This window comes from Rhizorhabdus sp. GW822-FHT03C02, from assembly GCF_058801765.1.
The window spans coordinates 399,684-415,961 of sequence record NZ_JBXANN010000001.1 but is presented as its reverse complement, the minus strand read 5'-3'; the positions used below and the strand labels follow the sequence as shown (position 1 = coordinate 415,961).

General features: G+C 67.0%; 14 protein-coding genes. 7 read left to right on the top strand and 7 right to left on the bottom strand.

Going from position 1 to position 16,278, the window contains the following annotated elements:
• Positions 1–272 precede the first annotated feature (272 nt).
• Complete coding sequence (locus tag AC1RM6_RS01925) at positions 273–944, bottom strand: lipase family protein (protein ID WP_493097899.1); 672 nt, start codon at positions 942–944, stop codon at positions 273–275.
• Positions 945–1,271: 327 nt separating this feature from the next.
• On the opposite strand from AC1RM6_RS01925, the gene AC1RM6_RS01920 reads away from it, so the two are divergent.
• Positions 1,272–1,523 carry a hypothetical protein gene (locus AC1RM6_RS01920; protein ID WP_493097898.1) on the top strand — a complete coding sequence of 84 codons (252 nt, stop codon included), beginning with the start codon at positions 1,272–1,274 and terminating at the stop codon, positions 1,521–1,523.
• A 252-nt stretch (positions 1,524–1,775) separates the two neighbouring features.
• Here the strand turns inward: AC1RM6_RS01920 and AC1RM6_RS01915 are convergent, their stop codons facing one another.
• The 4 genes from AC1RM6_RS01915 to AC1RM6_RS01900 all read right to left on the bottom strand — a co-directional run bounded on the left by AC1RM6_RS01915 (position 1,776) and on the right by AC1RM6_RS01900 (position 7,611).
• Positions 1,776–2,624, bottom strand: a complete 849-nt coding sequence (locus tag AC1RM6_RS01915; protein ID WP_493097897.1) for an RMD1 family protein — start codon at positions 2,622–2,624, stop codon at positions 1,776–1,778.
• A 198-nt stretch (positions 2,625–2,822) separates the two neighbouring features.
• Complete coding sequence (locus tag AC1RM6_RS01910) at positions 2,823–5,315, bottom strand: TonB-dependent receptor domain-containing protein (RefSeq protein WP_493097896.1); 2,493 nt, start codon at positions 5,313–5,315, stop codon at positions 2,823–2,825.
• A 293-nt stretch (positions 5,316–5,608) separates the two neighbouring features.
• Complete coding sequence (locus tag AC1RM6_RS01905; protein ID WP_493097895.1) at positions 5,609–6,715, bottom strand: FUSC family protein; 1,107 nt, start codon at positions 6,713–6,715, stop codon at positions 5,609–5,611.
• A 65-nt stretch (positions 6,716–6,780) separates the two neighbouring features.
• The gene (locus tag AC1RM6_RS01900; RefSeq protein WP_493097894.1) at positions 6,781–7,611 is read right to left on the bottom strand and encodes an aldo/keto reductase; all 831 of its coding nucleotides are present in this window, start codon (positions 7,609–7,611) and stop codon (positions 6,781–6,783) included.
• A 165-nt stretch (positions 7,612–7,776) separates the two neighbouring features.
• Here AC1RM6_RS01900 and AC1RM6_RS01895 point away from each other — a divergent pair, with 165 nt between their 5' ends.
• The 6 genes from AC1RM6_RS01895 to AC1RM6_RS01870 all read left to right on the top strand — a co-directional run bounded on the left by AC1RM6_RS01895 (position 7,777) and on the right by AC1RM6_RS01870 (position 13,085).
• Positions 7,777–8,040 carry a hypothetical protein gene (locus tag AC1RM6_RS01895; protein ID WP_493097893.1) on the top strand — a complete coding sequence of 88 codons (264 nt, stop codon included), beginning with the start codon at positions 7,777–7,779 and terminating at the stop codon, positions 8,038–8,040.
• 83 nt (positions 8,041–8,123) lie between these two features.
• Positions 8,124–8,657: a DUF6438 domain-containing protein gene (locus AC1RM6_RS01890; protein ID WP_493097892.1), complete on the top strand. Its 534-nt coding sequence runs from the start codon at positions 8,124–8,126 to the stop codon at positions 8,655–8,657.
• A 91-nt stretch (positions 8,658–8,748) separates the two neighbouring features.
• Positions 8,749–9,777, top strand: coding sequence for a MerR family transcriptional regulator (locus AC1RM6_RS01885; RefSeq protein WP_493097891.1), 1,029 nt, complete (start codon positions 8,749–8,751; stop codon positions 9,775–9,777).
• Between the two features lie 66 nt (positions 9,778–9,843).
• Positions 9,844–10,299 (top strand): hypothetical protein, encoded by a 456-nt coding sequence (locus AC1RM6_RS01880; protein WP_493097890.1) that lies wholly within the window; start codon positions 9,844–9,846, stop codon positions 10,297–10,299.
• Between the two features lie 166 nt (positions 10,300–10,465).
• Positions 10,466–10,750, top strand: a complete 285-nt coding sequence (locus tag AC1RM6_RS01875) for a hypothetical protein (RefSeq protein WP_493097889.1) — start codon at positions 10,466–10,468, stop codon at positions 10,748–10,750.
• A 121-nt stretch (positions 10,751–10,871) separates the two neighbouring features.
• The gene (locus AC1RM6_RS01870) at positions 10,872–13,085 is read left to right on the top strand and encodes a methyl-accepting chemotaxis protein (protein WP_493097888.1); all 2,214 of its coding nucleotides are present in this window, start codon (positions 10,872–10,874) and stop codon (positions 13,083–13,085) included.
• Positions 13,086–13,098: 13 nt separating this feature from the next.
• Here AC1RM6_RS01870 and AC1RM6_RS01865 read toward each other — a convergent pair whose 3' ends face one another.
• Both AC1RM6_RS01865 and AC1RM6_RS01860 read right to left on the bottom strand, forming a co-directional pair.
• The gene (locus AC1RM6_RS01865; RefSeq protein ID WP_493097887.1) at positions 13,099–14,502 is read right to left on the bottom strand and encodes a GGDEF domain-containing protein; all 1,404 of its coding nucleotides are present in this window, start codon (positions 14,500–14,502) and stop codon (positions 13,099–13,101) included.
• Between the two features lie 84 nt (positions 14,503–14,586).
• On the bottom strand, positions 14,587–15,822 hold the full coding sequence (locus AC1RM6_RS01860; protein WP_493097886.1) for an MFS transporter: 1,236 nt from the start codon (positions 15,820–15,822) through the stop codon (positions 14,587–14,589).
• Between the last annotated feature and the right edge of the window lie 456 nt (positions 15,823–16,278).

The following is a 16,278-nucleotide window of genomic DNA, read 5'->3' as shown; positions in this document are numbered from 1 at the left end:
GCGGCGGCGCCATGCCGCCCCAACGATGTGCAACGCCTACTGACCGGGGCAAGACCGAATGTTCGCATCGCGTCTGGACCGCGCAATGCATTGGCAATTTTCTATGCCATCATCGCCCATCGTGCCAAGCATTACTTGCGCGACCATCGCGAAATAGCGATGATTTCGAGTTCCTGGAATAAATCCGGATTTTGGTGCTCGCCACTTCAGTCGGCGACCGTTCCCCCGCGGGATCTCGCGACAAATCAAGCGCCACGCCCCGAAGGGACGCGCTAGCCGGGGCCGTGTCGTCGTCCCAGGACCGCAGCGACATAATTGATCGGCGCATGATCGGCCAGATCGCGCACCGGGACGTTGCCGATGCCCAGACTGTGGCGGAGATAGTCGATACGCGCATGCAGTCGATCGACGGTCGCTGCATCGTCGTCCGGAAGCTCGCTGATCGCACCGGTCCGGTCGATATAGCGACATCCCCCGATATGCTGGCACAACAAGGGGGGAACCCTGGTGACGATGTCGGCGCAATTGACGTAGCGCCGCATGGTCCGGCCGGTAAAGCAGGACACGAAGGCGGCATTGCCGACACGCGGCGAGCCGAAGGTTATCAATTCGGCATCGGGCCGGACGCCTGCGAACAGCGTCGCCATCGCGGCGCCCAGGCTATGCCCGGTGACGATGACGCGCGACGGCGCGAACGATGCCAGCCATGCCTCGACGTCTTCGCGGATCGTCCGCAGCGAGTCCCAGAACCCCTGGTGCACCTTGCCCGCATGATCCCACGCGACGGGCGCGAATTCGAGATCGGTGATCAGGTCCGCGAGACTGTCCGCCTGCGTGCCGCGAAACGCGATGATGGCGTCACCCGTTCCGGTATGCGCGGCAAAGCCCTGTGCATCGTACCGCCCGCGCTCCGCATGAGGGCGGGGATCGTGGAAATAGCGCACCGAATGATAGCCAAGCGCGCCGATCGCTTCTTCGATCCGATATTTGGGATCATTCCCGTCCTCGAAGCGAAAATAGGCAAGCCGCGCGAACTCCGCCGCAACCGCGTCGATCGACCATGTCGCATCCATGGCGAGCGGAGGCCTGGCCTCCGGATGGAACAGCGCCGTCGTGGTCATATCATAGGCTATCGCCGCCATGGCCAAATCTCCTACCCCGCCCTTTTCACGACCGGCGGCTCGTCATTCGCAACAGAATTTACGCGACATCCCGTAATTCGCCAATCGCTTGTCCATCGGTAGCATAGGCACTGCGATGAGATCGAACCGATGATTTTTTTACTTTCCCTCATTTCATCGATCGCTCAGCCGAGCCAGGAGGATTTCCGCTCCGCGGCCACCCGGTGCGGCCTCGATCTACGGACCTATCGGGAGGGTGGCCGCGAGCCGGCGGCCTATTTTCACGCCCCCTCGGGAACGGTGACGATCAGGGCGAACAAGCCCGAGGCTGCCCGCAAGTGCCTCGAACAATGGGCCGCCGATCGCCATCTCCAGGTCGTTACCGGCCATTTCGACTATTAGAGCATTTCAAGTCAGGTGGAATCACCTGACGGCTCGGTAAATGCAAAAAACAAAGGCTATGAGAGCATGTTACGATCCGATCTGATCGGGACACACTCCGGAGCGATACGACATCGGGGCAATCATCAACGCATCGCGGCGATCCGGCTGCCGGTCGCCTTTCACTCGCGCTTGTCGCTGGTCGTCACGATCGCGATCCGTCGCATCCGTTTCGGATGAGTTCGCTTCGCGAACCGCCGCACCCCGTTCCCCTCACCCCCGCACCATCTCCACGATCGTCAGGCATATCTCGAACGCGATCAGCGCGATCACCGCCAGTTCCAGCCGCACCGACCTCTTGTCCTGGACCAGGTCGAGCAGCACGTCGGCGGTCTCGCCGATCACCTCGAGCTTGCGTTCGATCGTGCGGGCGCGGTCGCCGAGTTCATATTCGGCCTCGAGCCGGGCGTAGAGGCGGTCGAGTTCGGGATGGTCCCACAGCACGTCGGGCTTCTCGCTGATCTGGGCGCGACCGACGACGCGGTGCTGGGTGGCGAGGACGTCGCCGATATGCTGCATCACCCGGCGGATCGGCAGGCCGGCGCGGCCATGCGCCTGGAGGCCGTTGACCAGCGGCTCGATGCTGTCGAACACCTCGGCGATGCGGATCTCGTCGCGTTCGAGGACGACGCTGCGCGCGAGCACGGTCGCGGTCAGCAGCAGCCGCTCGACCGTCGCCTCGCTCAGGATCAGCGTGCCGCCGGCGTCGATCTGCTCGTCGGCGCCGGGCTGGATCGCGATCGTCGCGGTTTCGAGATGCGGTGACGCCTGCGGCTGGATGACGTGCGGCATCAATTGCGCGAGCAGGTCGCGTTCCTGCTGCGGCGACGCGCCGAAGAACACCACCACCCCATAGCGGAACACGAAGACCGCCCCCGCCCCGCCGGGCACGATCCGGTCGGGCTCGACCAGGTCGAGCAGGTTGCGGGTGTCGATCCGGGTCCCGATCAGCAGCGCCCGCGCCTCGGCGCCGTGCGGCGAGCCGGCGAGCGATGCGCCGACGACCTCGCGCATGCCGATATCGGGGGTACGGGCCGATGCCGGGGAGGATGGGTCGGTCATGGAGGCGGCCTTGCTTGTCGCTGACCGGTCCAGCCTGGCGAAGATTTGTGACGAACGATCGGGTCCGGCCCGGCTGCCTTTAACAGTTTCGGGCGGCGCGCGCGACCGGCCGTCGTCGCGTTCGCCGGAAACGAAAAGGGCCGCGCACCGAAGTGCGCGGCCCCCTCCGCCGGATAGGATCAGCTGAGAGAGTTCGGCTTAGAAGTCGAAGCGGACCGAGGTAGAGATCGTCCGGCCGGTGATCCCCTGCACCATGATGATGCCGCTGGCGGGGATCGACGGCACCGACGCCGCCGAGATGCCCTTGGTGTCGAACGCGTTGTTGACGTTCAGCGACACCGTCAGCCGGTCGATCGGACGATATTGGACGAACGGGTTGACCGTCACATAGCCGGGCAGCTTGAGCAGGTTGGCGTCCTGGGCGAAGCGTTCGCTGAGCCCATAGATGTTGACGCCGGCGCTGAAATGCTCGGTTTCGATCGACGGGGTCACGAAGCCGAACAGCTTGGGCTGGCCGCCCGGGACATTGCCGTTGACCGTCGCGTCGATGAAGTCCTTGACGATCTCGCCCTTGGTGTAGGTCGCGCCCGCGTTGATCGCGAAGATGCCGGTGCGATAGCCGCCCTCGAACTCGGCGCCATAAGTGCGATAGCGGCGGTTGATGATCGGGCCGAAATAGACCTGATGCTCGAGCGTCTTGGCGAAGAAACCGGTGAGGTTCAGCGACAGCCCGTCCTGGCGATACTTCACCCCGACCTCGGCCTGGGTGACATAGTCGATCAGCGCCTTCTTGTCGGCGAGATGGCCGTCGACGGTGCTGATCGCCGGGCTGAACAGCAGGCGGTCGGCGTTGGTGCGCGCGCCGCGGCTGTAGCGGCCGAACACCGCGAGCTGTTCGGCGACACGGTAGTTCACGCCCGTCGAATAGGACAGGTAATGATAGTCATAGTCGACCGGGGCCGAACTGGTCAGCGGGATGATCGCCACCTTGCGCTCGGGTGCCGAGATCACGCCGTCGCCGTTGAGATCGCGCGCGACCGAACCGGCGGCGCCATTGATCTGCGAGCTGTAGATCGTGCCCTTGGCGCTGCCGAAATCATAGCGCAGGCTGCCGCCGATCGACAGCTTGCCGGCATGATAGTTGAGCGAGCCGAACGCCGCATTGGTATCATATTCGACATTCAGCCGCTTCTTCGGGATGCCGCCGAAGAAGGTCGCATCATAGGTGTAGGCGCCATGTTCGCTCAGGGGCACGCCGGTCGCGGTGGTGACGTTGATCAGCGCCGCATTGCCGCCGCCGACGACGTCGCTGAGCTGCGAGGTGTTGGTCGATACCGTGTCGATCGTCTGGTTCGACTTGTAGAAACCGCCGGTGGTGGTCAGGTCGCCGCCGCCGATTTCCCAGACATGGCTGGCGCGCAGGTCGTTGGTGACATTGTCGAAGCTGCGCAGGTCGTTGTCGCTGGTGATGATCGCCGCGAGCAGGCCGTTGCCGTTGAGCGTCGACGGGCTGGTGATCTTCTGGCCGGCATTGGGGCCGGTGGCATAGCTGAGCGACGCGCCCGGGCCGCCGAACGCCGCGGCGAGCGCCGCCGCCTGGCCGACCACCGCCGGGTAGATGCCGCCATAGGTGCCCGAGATGTTCGAATAACGGAACTTCTCGGTGATCGTCCAGCCGGCCAGCTCGAACTGCGATTCGACCCCGAACGACTTGACCAGCGAATGCTGCCCCTCGCGCACGTCATGGACGCTCGGGTTATTGTTGGCGTCGGTCAGCAGATTGTCGAGATGGTAGCGCGACAGCAGCGTGTCCTTGTTGACGTTGAAATTGGTGACATGGGTGAATTTCGGATCGTCGTTGGTGCCGCTCACCAGCATCGGCGCCGGCAGATAGACCGGGGTGCGGTCGTCGAGATATTTGGCGTTGAAGCGGATATAGCCGCCGGTGAAGGTCTTGGTGATGTTCAGCTTGAGCTGGCCGCCCTTGTTGCCGTCGAAGCCGACCTTGCGCGGGCCTTCGCCCTGACGATAGAAACCGCCGACGTGGAAGCGCAGCGTGTCGCTGATCTTGGCGCCATAATCGAAATCGGTGCGATATTCGTCATAGTTGACGCCGGCGCTCGCCATCACCGAACCGCCTTCGACATCGCCGGTCTTCGAGATCAGGTTGATCACGCCGCCGGGCGAGTTGGAAGCGAAGGTCGAGGCCGAACCGCCGCGGATCGCCTCGATCTGCGACAGGTTGAGGTCGGCGCGCAGGAACTGGTCGGCGCCGCCGGTGATCATGTCGCCAAACTCGACGACGGGCAGCCCGTCTTCCTGGATCTGCAGGAACTTGGCGCCGCTCGACGCCAGCGGCAGGCCGCGGACGGTGACGTTGGCGCTGGTCTCGCCGGCGGTCAGCTCGGCGCGGACGCCGGGGATGTTGTGGAAGATCTCGCCGAGGCCGCGCGCCGACAGCTTGACGATCTGGCTTTCCTTGATCGAGCTGGTCGAGATCGCGGCGTCGAGGATGTCGCGGCCGCGGGCGACGCCGGTGCTGAACACTTCCTTCTGTTCGGCCTTCTTGGCGGGGAGTTTCGCCTCGGCCGCGGTACCGGCGGGCGCATCCTGCGCGGCACCGACCTCGGCCAGCGCCGGCGACATGCAGACGAGCGACGACACGCCCAGGAGAAGCTGATAGTTTTTCATTGATTAACCCCCATACATCCTCTGATAATCGGATGACCGGGGATATCGTCGCCGCTGGTTAACAAGCGGTTATCTCTAATACTATGGTTCTATTGAAGAACTACGAGTGTTGCCCCAAAGCAACAGACTCTCATTTACCATTGTCAAAGCTTGAGACCGGCGTTCCCGCAGATTTTCCACTGACAATATTGTCGATATTGCAGTTACAGACAATTTCGACTTTCAAAAAATGGCAGAAAACTGCGGATTTTCGAAAATAACGCTTCGCACCATGAGGCTCTGTCTGCCCCGCCCTATTCCGACGATGCATCGTCCGGCGACGGCGCCGCGCCTTTCGGTCCGGGCGACAGAAAATGCCAGGCGATCAAGACCGGTCCGAGCAGCGCCATGCCGATGAAGATGCTGATCAACCGATCGAGCGCCGGCCGAATCGCCGCGTCCGCGTAGCTGTCGGGCACCAGAACGATCAGGATCGCCAGGGTGAACTGCAGCCCCAGATAGGTGGTGCGGGCGCCGCCATTCTCGATATGCCGACCGATGAGTATGCCGAGGCAGGTGCCCGCGATCAGCACCGGCGGCGATCCTTGCGCGACGACCAGGATCGCCGCCGCCAGCGCGCTGCCCGCCAGGCATCCCATCAGCCGCAGATAGAGCCGCCGCCCGACCGGCGCGAGCCCGCTGCCGGCAAGACCGGCGGCGGGCACGATCATCACCGCCATCACCGTCACCCCCGCCTGTTCGAGCTCGGGGATCGCGAACAGCGCGTGGAGCAAGGGCAGCAGCGCCAGCACCAGCCCGGCGAGCGCGGCGTGGCGGGCGACGTCGGGATGCCAGCCGAGCCGGGTCGCGGGCGGCGCCGGCTGGCCCGGCCATTTGCGCCGCGCGGTCAACGCGGTGAGCAGGCTGACAGTCAGGCAGGCGGCGGTGCCGGCGTTGACCTCGAGCAGCCGGGTCCGCGCGAAATCGATCGTGTCGAGCGCGGGGTGCCCGATCTTGTCGAGCAGGATCATTTCGAAGGTCAGCCCGAACAGGAACCAGGCATAAGCCCGCTTGCCGGTGAGCATGCCGTAGAGGCCGATGAAACCGACGATCGCCGCGGCCAGCATCGACAGCGGCAGCGATCCCACGACATATGGCACGATCGCCAGCGCCAGCACCGCCCCGAACGAGGTTCCGGCGATCCGCATGAACCCGCGCAGCAGCGTCTCCGAAAAGCTGCCGCGCATCAGCACGAACGCGGTGAAGGCGGCCCAGGCGATGCTGTGCGCACCGATCAGATGCGCCAGGACGATCGCCAGCATCACCGACGCGACGCATTCGAACTCGTCGACCATCCGCGGCCCGGGGGTGACCAAGCCCTTCAATATACCGCGCAGGTTCCGAATGATGGCGGGACTCATCACGCCGCTATGCGACCAACCGCGCATGATATGAAGAGCGTCATCGTCCGGACCCGACGGACCGGTCACAGCATCTCGAGCGGACGCCGGCCCCGCGGCGCCGGGAAGATGCGATCGAGCGCGGCAAGCGTCGCCGCATCGAGATCGACTTGCGACGCCGCGAAATTCTCGCGGACATGCGCGACCATGCCCGCCTTGGGAATCGCGATCATCCCCGGGCGGCGCAACACCCAGGCGAGCGCCAGCTGCGCCGGGCTCAGGCCGAGCGCCTCGGCGAGCGGACGCAGCCGCGGATGGTCGGTCAGCCGGCCTTGCTCGACCGGACTATAGGCCATCGCCGGAATAGCCCGTTCGGCGAGCCAGGGCAGCAGATCATGTTCGGGCCCGCGCCGGACGAGATTGTAGAGGATCTGGTCGGTCGCGCAGCCGCTGCCGCCCGCCGCCGCCAGTTCCTCCATATCGTCGAGATCGAGATTGCTGACGCCCCAGTGGCGGATCAGCCCACGCGCCTGCAGCGCCGTCATCGCCTCGACCGTCTCGCCAAGCGGCACGCGCCCGCGCCAGTGGAGCAGATAGAGGTCGATGCGATCGGTGCCGAGCCGCCGCAGGCTCGCCTCGCACGCCAGCGGCAACCGCGTGCGCGAGGCGTTGTGCGGATAGGCCTTGCTGACCAGGAACACATCGTCGCGCACCGGCGCGATCGCCTCGCCGACCAGCGCCTCGGTCGCGCCCTCGCCATACATCTCGGCGGTGTCGATCAGGGTCATGCCGAGTTCGACGCCGTGCCGCAGCGCGGCGATCTCGGCCGACCGCTGCCCGGCCCGTTCGCCCATCATCCAACTGCCCTGGCCGAGCGCCGCGACGGCTTCGCCATCGGGTAAATCCATGATCCGCATGATCGCCTTTCCGGTTCGCGGGACATCAACCCGGCGCCCGCGCGTTGGTGCCATGCGGCATTTTTCGCGCGAAGAGGGAACGCCTCGCGCTCCACGGCTTTTAACAGCGCGGGCGCCGGATGGGAAAGGTTGCCGAACGGGGATGCCGGAGGGAATGCCAGGGATATGGCCGTGCTGACGATCATGATGCTGTCCGCCGCGATCAGCGCACAACCGGTCGCAGCCCGGGGATCGCGCAACCGCGCGGTCAGCCGCGACCTCACCACCATTGTCGAGCAATTGTCGCCGCGCGCGGACATGGCCGCGCCGGCGCGCGACGAACGCCATCGCTTCCATGCGCTGCCCGCCGCCGACACGCCCGACGAGGATGATGAAGGCGCCCGGCTGCGGCTGCGCGGCCGCAAGCTGAAGTTCAGCATGCCGATCTGAGGTCCGGTCATCGCACGGACATCTGTGGTTCAGACCACCCGCGTCATGGCGGCGTCATGAATCCACGACAGGAACAGCATCAGATGACGATCGCCCGAATTTTCCCGATGACGATGCTGCTCGCCGCCGCGGCGCTGGCGGGCTGCACGACGGGTGGTGCCGCACCGGCCACCGCAGGCGGCGCGGCACCGGCAACGGCCGAACGGATCGCCTATTCGGTCGGTCCCTGTTTCGGCTTCTGCCCGGTCTATTCGGCCGGGATCGGCGCCGACGGCATGGTGAGCTTCGAGGGCGAGCGCCACACCGCGGTGCTCGGCAACCGCACCGCGCAGCGCGATGCCGCCAGCTATGCCCACTTCGCCGCCGCACTGGCGCCGTTCCGCCCCGCCACCGGCAGCCATGTCCGCACCACCTGCGACGCGCAGGCGACCGACCAGTCCGACTATCATATCAGCTGGACCGCCCCCGACGGCACCCAGACCATCCTCGACCATAATCGCGGCTGCCGGTCGGCGCGCAACGACGCGCTGAACGCGGTGCTGCAGGCGGCGCCCGAGACGCTCGGCATCGCCGAATGGACCGCGCAGACCACCCGGCCCGGCACCTCGCGGGGCTGAACGGCGCCGGCACCGATTTGCCGAAGAATATCGCTTGATCCGTCCCCTGGGACCGCCTCGATAAGGGTGCGGTCACGATGGAGGTGAGGTCATGCACGCTACCGGCAAATCGCTCAGCCCGACCGAGGCCGCCCGGCGGCTGAAGATCTCGGTCAAGGCGCTGCGGCTCTACGAGCAGCGCGGGCTGATCGCTCCCGGCCGCACCGCCGCGGGCTGGCGCAGCTACGCGCCGACCGACATGGCGCGCGCCCGCGAGATCGCCGACTTTCGCGCGATCGGGCTCAGCCTCGCCCAGATCGGCCGTGTGCTGGGCGGCGACGCGACCGATCTCGAACCGGCGCTCGCCAGCCATCAGGCGGTGCTCGAACACGAAGCGACGGCGCTCGCCGCCAGGGTCGACCGGGTGCGCCGGCTGCGCGCCGAGATCGGCCGGGGCGAGACACCCGGCGCCAAGGATCTCGGAGCCCTGCTCCACCCTGCCCCGGCCATCGGCTTCGCGCTCCCCTGGCCATGGGGCGGCGAAGCCTTCGAACTGCGCGACATCGCGGCGTTGACCTACATCGTCGGCCCGCTCGGCAGCGGGAAGACCCGGCTGGCGACGCGGCTGGCCGAAAGCCTGGCCGGCGCCGTCTTCGTCCCGCTCGACCGTGGCGACGACGAAGGTGCGGCGGTCCGCGCGACGATCGCCGCCGATCCCGAACGCGCGCAGCGGGTCGATCGCGCGCTGGCACGCCTGGTCGAGGATGGTGCAACGGTCTGCGTCGCCCTGGTCGTCCTGCTCGTCGCGCTCGAAGCCCCCGGCCCCGCCGCCTTCGTCATCGACATGATCGAACAGGGGCTCGACCATGCCAGCCAGGAGGCGCTGATCGCGCATCTGCGCTATCGGCGCGGCGACCGGCGGCCGCTGTTCATGCTCACCCGCTCCTCGGCGATCCTCGACCCGGCCGCGATCGGCCCGGACGAGGCGATCATCCTGTGTCCGGCCAACCACAGCCCGCCCAGCCTCGTCACGCCGATGCCCGGCGCCGCGGGTTATGAGGCGGTAGCGACCTGCCTGGCCTCACCCGCGACAAGGGCCCGCACCGCCGGCACCATCGCCTGGCGCCCGCAGGCGGCGTGACGCTACGCCCTTGACGATGGCCGCCGCGTCGGCTTTCAGCCGGCACCCGGATGACGAAGGTGATATGTGACGAGCGACTGGCGTGAACGTGGATCGATCCTGCCCGGCGGCGGCCTGCCGCTCCGCGAGCCGAGCGACCGCGAACGGGCGCGCGCCGCGGAACGCGAGCGCCGCGCCGCCGAACGTGCCGAGGCGTCGCAGGCCCGCTCCAATCGCCGTGCCGCCGAGCGCGAAGAGTCGTCGCGTGCACGCGAACAGGCGCGCGAAAAGGATCAGGCGCTCGACGAGTCCCGCCGCGCGATGCTCACCGCCGAACGCGAGGTGCGCCCCAAGCGCCGCGCCTCGGGATCGCTGTCGAAGACCGGCGAGAAGCGGATCGAACGCGACGTCAGCCATTACAAGACCGCGGTCGATACCGATCGGATCAGGCTGCTGGCATCGCGCGGGGCATCGATCGACGCGCTGACCAAGGTGTTCGGCCTTTCGAGCGAGGAGGTCGAAGCCGTCCTCGCCGGCGCCTGACATTCCCGCAAAACCGCCAAATCCCGGGATTGCAGACGCTCCGATCCGGTGCGACATCCGCATCATGCCATCCCGATCGCCACGCAGAGCCGTTCCGGTCGCAGCCCTCGCGCTGGCGATCCTGGTTTCGACCGCGATCGGTGCAACCGCCGGCGCGACGCCAGACATGAACGCCTTCACCCTCGCCAATGCCGCCGCACCGCCGCTCCTGACCGATCCGAACTGCGGCCCCGACCGCACCGACACGATCGTCGTCTGCCGCCGCCCCCGATCCGACCGCTACCGCATCCCGGAGCCGCTGCGCGCGACGAGCGGGCCGTCGGTCCCCGACGAACGCAATGCCCTGATCGATCCGCGGCAGCATTGCACCAGCGGCGGCGCGCATGGCTGCGGTCATGCGACGGTGCCGGTGCTGACCATCCAGGGCGGCAAGGCGAAAATCGGCCAGTGAGCCGCGCATCGTAACGACCGGGCATCGTGACGGCGGCGATATTCTCGCGCGATTCCGCCGATGGTTAGGCGCATCTTAACCTATGTGGGCGAAAGCTTCGACCAAGGTCTAAGGGAAGACGATGGTTCGGCTGGGGCGCATCACCAAGAGTATCGTCGGCCGCGCGCTGCTGATCACGGCGGCGGTCGGCACGCTGATCTTCCTGATCGCGGCCGGCATCTTCTATCGCCAGAGCAGCCTCGACACCGACCGGTCGGTGTCCGAGACGATCCACCGCGTCGCCACCTCGCGTGCGCAAAGCGTCGGCCTGTGGTTCGAGGGCCGGCGGCTGCTGGTCGAGATGGCGAACGACGACGCCGCGCTGCGCTGGTCCGACGGGAACATCGCCGCCGCGCTGAAGCGCCGCGCGCTCCAGGACAATTTCCTGATGACCTATGTCGGGTCGCATGCCGACGGCGCCTTCCACCAATATCCGCTCGCGCCACCGCCGGCCGGCTATGATCCGCGCCGGCGCCCCTGGTACAAATTGGCGCAGGCCCGGCGCTCGACCGTGCTGGTCGAGCCCTATCTCGAGCCCGGGCGGCAGGAGGAGATCGTCACGATCGCCACCCCGCTGATGGTCGACGGCCATTTCCGCGGGGTGACCGCCGCCGATTTCTCGCTGCGCGTGCTGGTCGACATGCTCCAGCGCAGCAACATCCGCGGCGGCTATGTCTTCATCGCCAACAGCCAGGGCCGGGTGCTGCTCCACCCCGACCGGCGGCTGACCGGCAAGAGCCTCGCGCAGATCTTCGACGGCAAGGCGCCGGCGCTCGACGGCAGCATCAGCGATGTCACCCAAGGCGGCGCCGGCCATATCGTCACGCTCGCGCGCATTCCGAACCTGCCGTCGGCGCATTGGTATGTCGGCGTCGCGCTGAACAAGGCCACAGCCTATGAGGGGCTGCGCGGCGCATGGTTCCGATCGGCGCTGCACACCGCGCTGGTGATGCTCGCCTCGCTGCTGATGCTGTGGCTGGTGATGTCGCGCCTGGTGCTCGATCCGCTGCGGCGGATCGGCATCAGCATCCGCGCGATCGGCAAGGGCCATTTCGACGTCCCCGTCGTCGCGACCGGCCGCGAGGACGAAATCGGCGCGATCGCCCGCGCGGTCGAAGGGTTTCGCGACAATGGCAAGCGGGTGGCCGAACTCACTCTGGCCGATCGCGAGCGGCGCACCCGCGACCGCGAAGCGCGCGCCCAGATGATGTTCGAACTCCAGCGTTCGTTCGGGCTGGTGGTCGATGCCGCGGTCGCCGGCGATTTCTCGCGCCGGGTCGACGACCGGTTCGAGGATGGCGAGCTCAACATGCTCGCACGTTCGATCAACCTGCTCGTCCAGACCACCGACCGCGGCCTCAAGGAAACCGGCGCGGTGCTCGCGGCGCTCGCGCGGACCGATCTCACCAAGCGGGTCGAAGGTGCCTATGAGGGGGCGTTCGCCAAGCTCAAGGGCGATACTAACGCGGTCGCCGACCGGCTCGAACAGGTCGTCGGCCAGCTCGACGACACGTCGCAGCGGCTAAAGAGCGCGACCGACGAGCTGACCAGCGAGACGAGCAGCCTGTCGAAACGCACCGGCGGCCAGGGGCTGACGGTGCGCGACACCGCGTCGGCGATCCAGCGGCTGATCGCGACCGCCGGGGCAAGCGCGAACAGCGTCGAAGCCGCCAGCCGGCGCGCGCAGGAAGCCGCGGTCTCGGCCGAGGCGGGCGGCGAGGTGATGGCGCGCGCGCTCGAGGCGATGGAGCGGCTGACGATGTCATCGGCGACGATTTCCGGTATCATCAGCATGATCGACCGCATCGCCTCGCAGACCTCGCTGCTCGCGCTCAACGCGACGATCGAGGCCGCGCGCGCCGGCGAGGCCGGCCGCGGTTTCGCGGTCGTCGCCTCCGAGGTCAAGATGCTCGCCAACAGCGCGCGGCTGGCGTCGAGCGAGGCCAGCCGACTGGTCCAGCAGACGCTGGTCGAGGTCGAGGCGGGATCGCTGATGATCAGCCAGGCCAGCGACAGCCTGTCGGCGATGCTCGATTCGGTGAAACAGAATTCGGCGCATCTGGCGACGATCTCGAACGCCAGCCGCGAACAGGCGGCGTCGATCGGCGACATCAGCGACGCGATCGACCAGCTCGACCGGATCGCCTGCGACAATATGGCGCTGGTCGAGGAACTCTACGCCACCACCGCCCAGACCAAGGCCCGCGCATCCGAGATCGACGACATCGTCGACATCTTCCGCACCCGGCAGAGCGAGGCCGCCCGGCCGGCACCGATGCTGCGGGTCGCGTCCTGACAGCCGCCCTTATTTAGCTCTGCAGCGCCCGCTCGCGCTTCCTGAGCCGCTTGGTCCGGTAGAGCGCGTCGTCGGCGCGTTCGACCAGCGCGCGCCAGTCGTCGCCGGGCCGGGCGAAGGCGACGCCACAGCTGATCGAGGCATGTTCGACCACATTGTCGCGCAGCCGGACCGGCGAGGATCCGATCAGCCGTTCGCTGTCCTCGGCGATCGCTTCGGCCTGTTCCTCGCGCACGCCCTCGACCAGGATCGCGAATTCGTCGCCGCCCAGCCGCCCGATCAGATCGCATTTGCGCAGGCGGTGACCGAGCCGGCGGGCGATCTCGATCAGCAGCGCATCGCCTGCCGGATGGCCATGGCTGTCGTTGATCCGCTTGAACAGGTCGACGTCGATCAGCACGAGCGCGAGCGAGACGCCGCGCGGTTCGACCAGCCGCGCCTCGAGCCGGGCAATGAACGAGGCGCGGCTGAGCACCCCGGTCAGGCTGTCGGTCGACGCTGCCTGCTCGAAATGTTCGGCGCTCGCGCGCCGCGCATGGAGCTCGGCGGCGGCCGGCAGCATCGTCAGCAGCAGCGCCGCCAGATAGAATTGGAAAAATTGCGCCTGCGCATGAAGGCTCGGCGTCATCGCCACGATCGGGCCATGGCCGTAGATCGTCGAGACCCCGCCGATCACCGCGACGATGACCACGCAGGTCTTGGTGCCGAAGCGGCCGAGGCTGATCGTCGTCGCCATCACCGGCGCCATGACCAGGAACAGCATCGCCATGTTGGACCCGAGAAAGGCGATCGCGGCGGTCGCGGCGGTGACCGCGAACCACAGCACCGCCTGCGCCCGCCGGCGCGCGTCCATGTTCGCCAGCCAGATCCGCACCTCGCCGGTGCGCAGCGCGAGGAACAGCGGGGTGAAGATCAGCAGCCCCAGCGCATCGCTGGTCACCCACAGCCGGTAGGATCGCCAGAACGGCTCGCCATAGGTCAGCATCGCGGTCAGCGCCCCGATGATCCCGCTGATCGCCGGCGCGACGATGCCGCACAGGGTGAACCACATGATCGCGTTGAGGTTGGCGAGCATGTTCGCCCCCGGCGCGCGGAGCCGGATCAGCGTCGCCGCCACCACCAGTTCGACCATGTTGGCGATGCCATAGCCGATCGGCGCGGTCAGCGCGCCGCGCGCGACCATGTTGCCGCCGACATGCGCGACGATCCCCGCCACCAGATAGATCGGCCAGCGCCGTGCCGGCAGCATCACGATCAGCGCCAGCAGCACGGCATTGCCCGGCCAGGTCGTCGCTATGCCGCGACCGGCGTTGGTCATCACCATCGTCGAGACGACCGCCACGAAATAGACGGCCCCTCCAACGATTGCGTAGCGCAGGTCTTCGGCCCCCCAGCCGAAGATGCTCTTCTTGCCCATTTTCGATAGTCCCCCGCCACAGGACTAGGCGCACCTTACAAGAGCGTCAATTGGCGCGGGAGATCGGGCAAGACGCCGCCGCTTTCACATCGGGCGAGGCGTCGTCCCGCGTCGCCGCGCGAGGAAGGCCAGCAGCGCGCCGAACAGCAGGAATGCAGCCTGCGCCATGATCACCGCCGCATAGGAACCGGTACGCGCATAGACCAGCGCGCTCGCGGGGACGCACAGCACCCCGAACGGCAGGTTGACGATGTTGAACAGGCCGAAGGCGCGGCTGTAGCTCTCGCGTCCGAACAGCTCGGTGATCGCCAGGCCGAGCACCGGCATCGCGCCGGCGCCATGCAGCCCGAGCAGGCCGGCGATCACCGCCGCGGATACGAAGCCCGGACCGATCAGCAGCAGCGCCCACAGGATCGCCGCGTCGAACAACAGGATCGCCAGCGTCGCCACCCCGCCGAGCCGGTCGGCGACCCAGCCGAAGAACACGGTGCCGGCGATGCCGACCAGCGACTGCACCGTCAGCAGCGTCGCCGCCAGCGTCGCCGACAGACCCCAGCCGCTCGCGATCGGCACCATGTTGGCGGTGATCAGCACCGATCCGGTGACCGAGGCGATCGTCGCCAGCATCACCAGCCAGAAACGCGGCGAGCGCAACAATTGCGGCATCGTCATCGCGCCGTCGGCGGCGGGCGTATCGGTGGTCGGAGCCGCGGCTTCCACGCCGGGGATCTGGTCGATCACGAACAGATTGGAGACGAGACAGACCGCCGACAGCGCACCGAGCATCGCATAGGTGGCGGCGACGCCATAGGACTGGAGCGCCCAGCTCGACAGCAGCGGCACCAGCGCGATGATCACCGGCATCGAGGTGATACCGAGCGCGCGGCCGCGATGGACGACATACCAGCGCGACACCAGCGTGCCCGGGGTGATCACCCCGATCGCCATCCCCGGCCCGAGCAGCAGCCCGAACGCGACCAGGTAGAGCGGATAGCTGCTGGTCGTCGCGAGCAGCGCGAAGCCGGCGGTGCTGAGCAGCGCCCCGACCAGCATCAGCATCCGCAGCGAAACGCGGGTCGCGAGCGTCCCGACCACCGGTGCGCACAGCGCGGTGGCGAGGTTGACCACCGGCACGCTCAGCGTGCTCAGTTCGCGGCTCACCCCCAGCCGGGTCTCGACCGAGGCGAGCAGCACGCTGAACGATCCCCAGATGCACCCGATGACGATATTCTGGTTGAGGAAGGCGATCGCCGCCATGCGGAAGGCCAGCGGATGATTGGCGCCGACGGCGTCGGGCTGCGCTTGGGGCATCATCGCCATCTCTCTCCCTCCTGGATGGATCGACGCTCGCATCGGCACCGTATCCGCAACGCTTATCAACCCGGCCCGCGCGCAGGTCCATCGCTTATCCCGCCGCCCCGGCGATGCTGTGTCTGCAGACCATCGTCAGCCATGCGCGCCACCCGCCAAACATGCCGCTTATGTAACCCTATGTAACGGTCGGTATGATTGTCCCCCGCCGGCGATCCGCTAGGGTCTAAACCCATAAATTACGAGGTCGTGATGGTGTCAAAGCGGGAGGAGATGCGAGGAAAGCGGATGAAAGCATGGCAGCTTTATGGTGAAGCCGCTTGACGATACAGATCACCCGCTTTGACACCACCCGCAGGGCAAGGGGTAATTTCGCCCGCGGCTGCGTTGCTCGCTTGCCGGATAGCGCCGCTATCCGCCTGCGCTCCCGCCTTGCCACGAACAAAATTACCCCTTGTCACGGCC

Excerpts from the sequence above, each read along its gene's own strand:
- AC1RM6_RS01920 (WP_493097898.1), top strand. The coding sequence starts at position 1,272 with ATGATTTTTTTACTTTCCCTCATTTCATCGATCGCTCAGCCGAGCCAG.
- AC1RM6_RS01915 (WP_493097897.1), bottom strand. The coding sequence starts at position 2,624 with ATGACCGACCCATCCTCCCCGGCATCGGCCCGTACCCCCGATATCGGC.
- AC1RM6_RS01910 (WP_493097896.1), bottom strand. The coding sequence starts at position 5,315 with ATGAAAAACTATCAGCTTCTCCTGGGCGTGTCGTCGCTCGTCTGCATG.
- AC1RM6_RS01905 (WP_493097895.1), bottom strand. The coding sequence starts at position 6,715 with ATGAGTCCCGCCATCATTCGGAACCTGCGCGGTATATTGAAGGGCTTG.
- AC1RM6_RS01900 (WP_493097894.1), bottom strand. The coding sequence starts at position 7,611 with ATGCGGATCATGGATTTACCCGATGGCGAAGCCGTCGCGGCGCTCGGC.
- AC1RM6_RS01895 (WP_493097893.1), top strand. The coding sequence starts at position 7,777 with ATGGCCGTGCTGACGATCATGATGCTGTCCGCCGCGATCAGCGCACAA.
- AC1RM6_RS01890 (WP_493097892.1), top strand. The coding sequence starts at position 8,124 with ATGACGATCGCCCGAATTTTCCCGATGACGATGCTGCTCGCCGCCGCG.
- AC1RM6_RS01885 (WP_493097891.1), top strand. The coding sequence starts at position 8,749 with ATGCACGCTACCGGCAAATCGCTCAGCCCGACCGAGGCCGCCCGGCGG.
- AC1RM6_RS01875 (WP_493097889.1), top strand. The coding sequence starts at position 10,466 with ATGAACGCCTTCACCCTCGCCAATGCCGCCGCACCGCCGCTCCTGACC.
- AC1RM6_RS01870 (WP_493097888.1), top strand. The coding sequence starts at position 10,872 with ATGGTTCGGCTGGGGCGCATCACCAAGAGTATCGTCGGCCGCGCGCTG.
- AC1RM6_RS01865 (WP_493097887.1), bottom strand. The coding sequence starts at position 14,502 with ATGGGCAAGAAGAGCATCTTCGGCTGGGGGGCCGAAGACCTGCGCTAC.
- AC1RM6_RS01860 (WP_493097886.1), bottom strand. The coding sequence starts at position 15,822 with ATGGCGATGATGCCCCAAGCGCAGCCCGACGCCGTCGGCGCCAATCAT.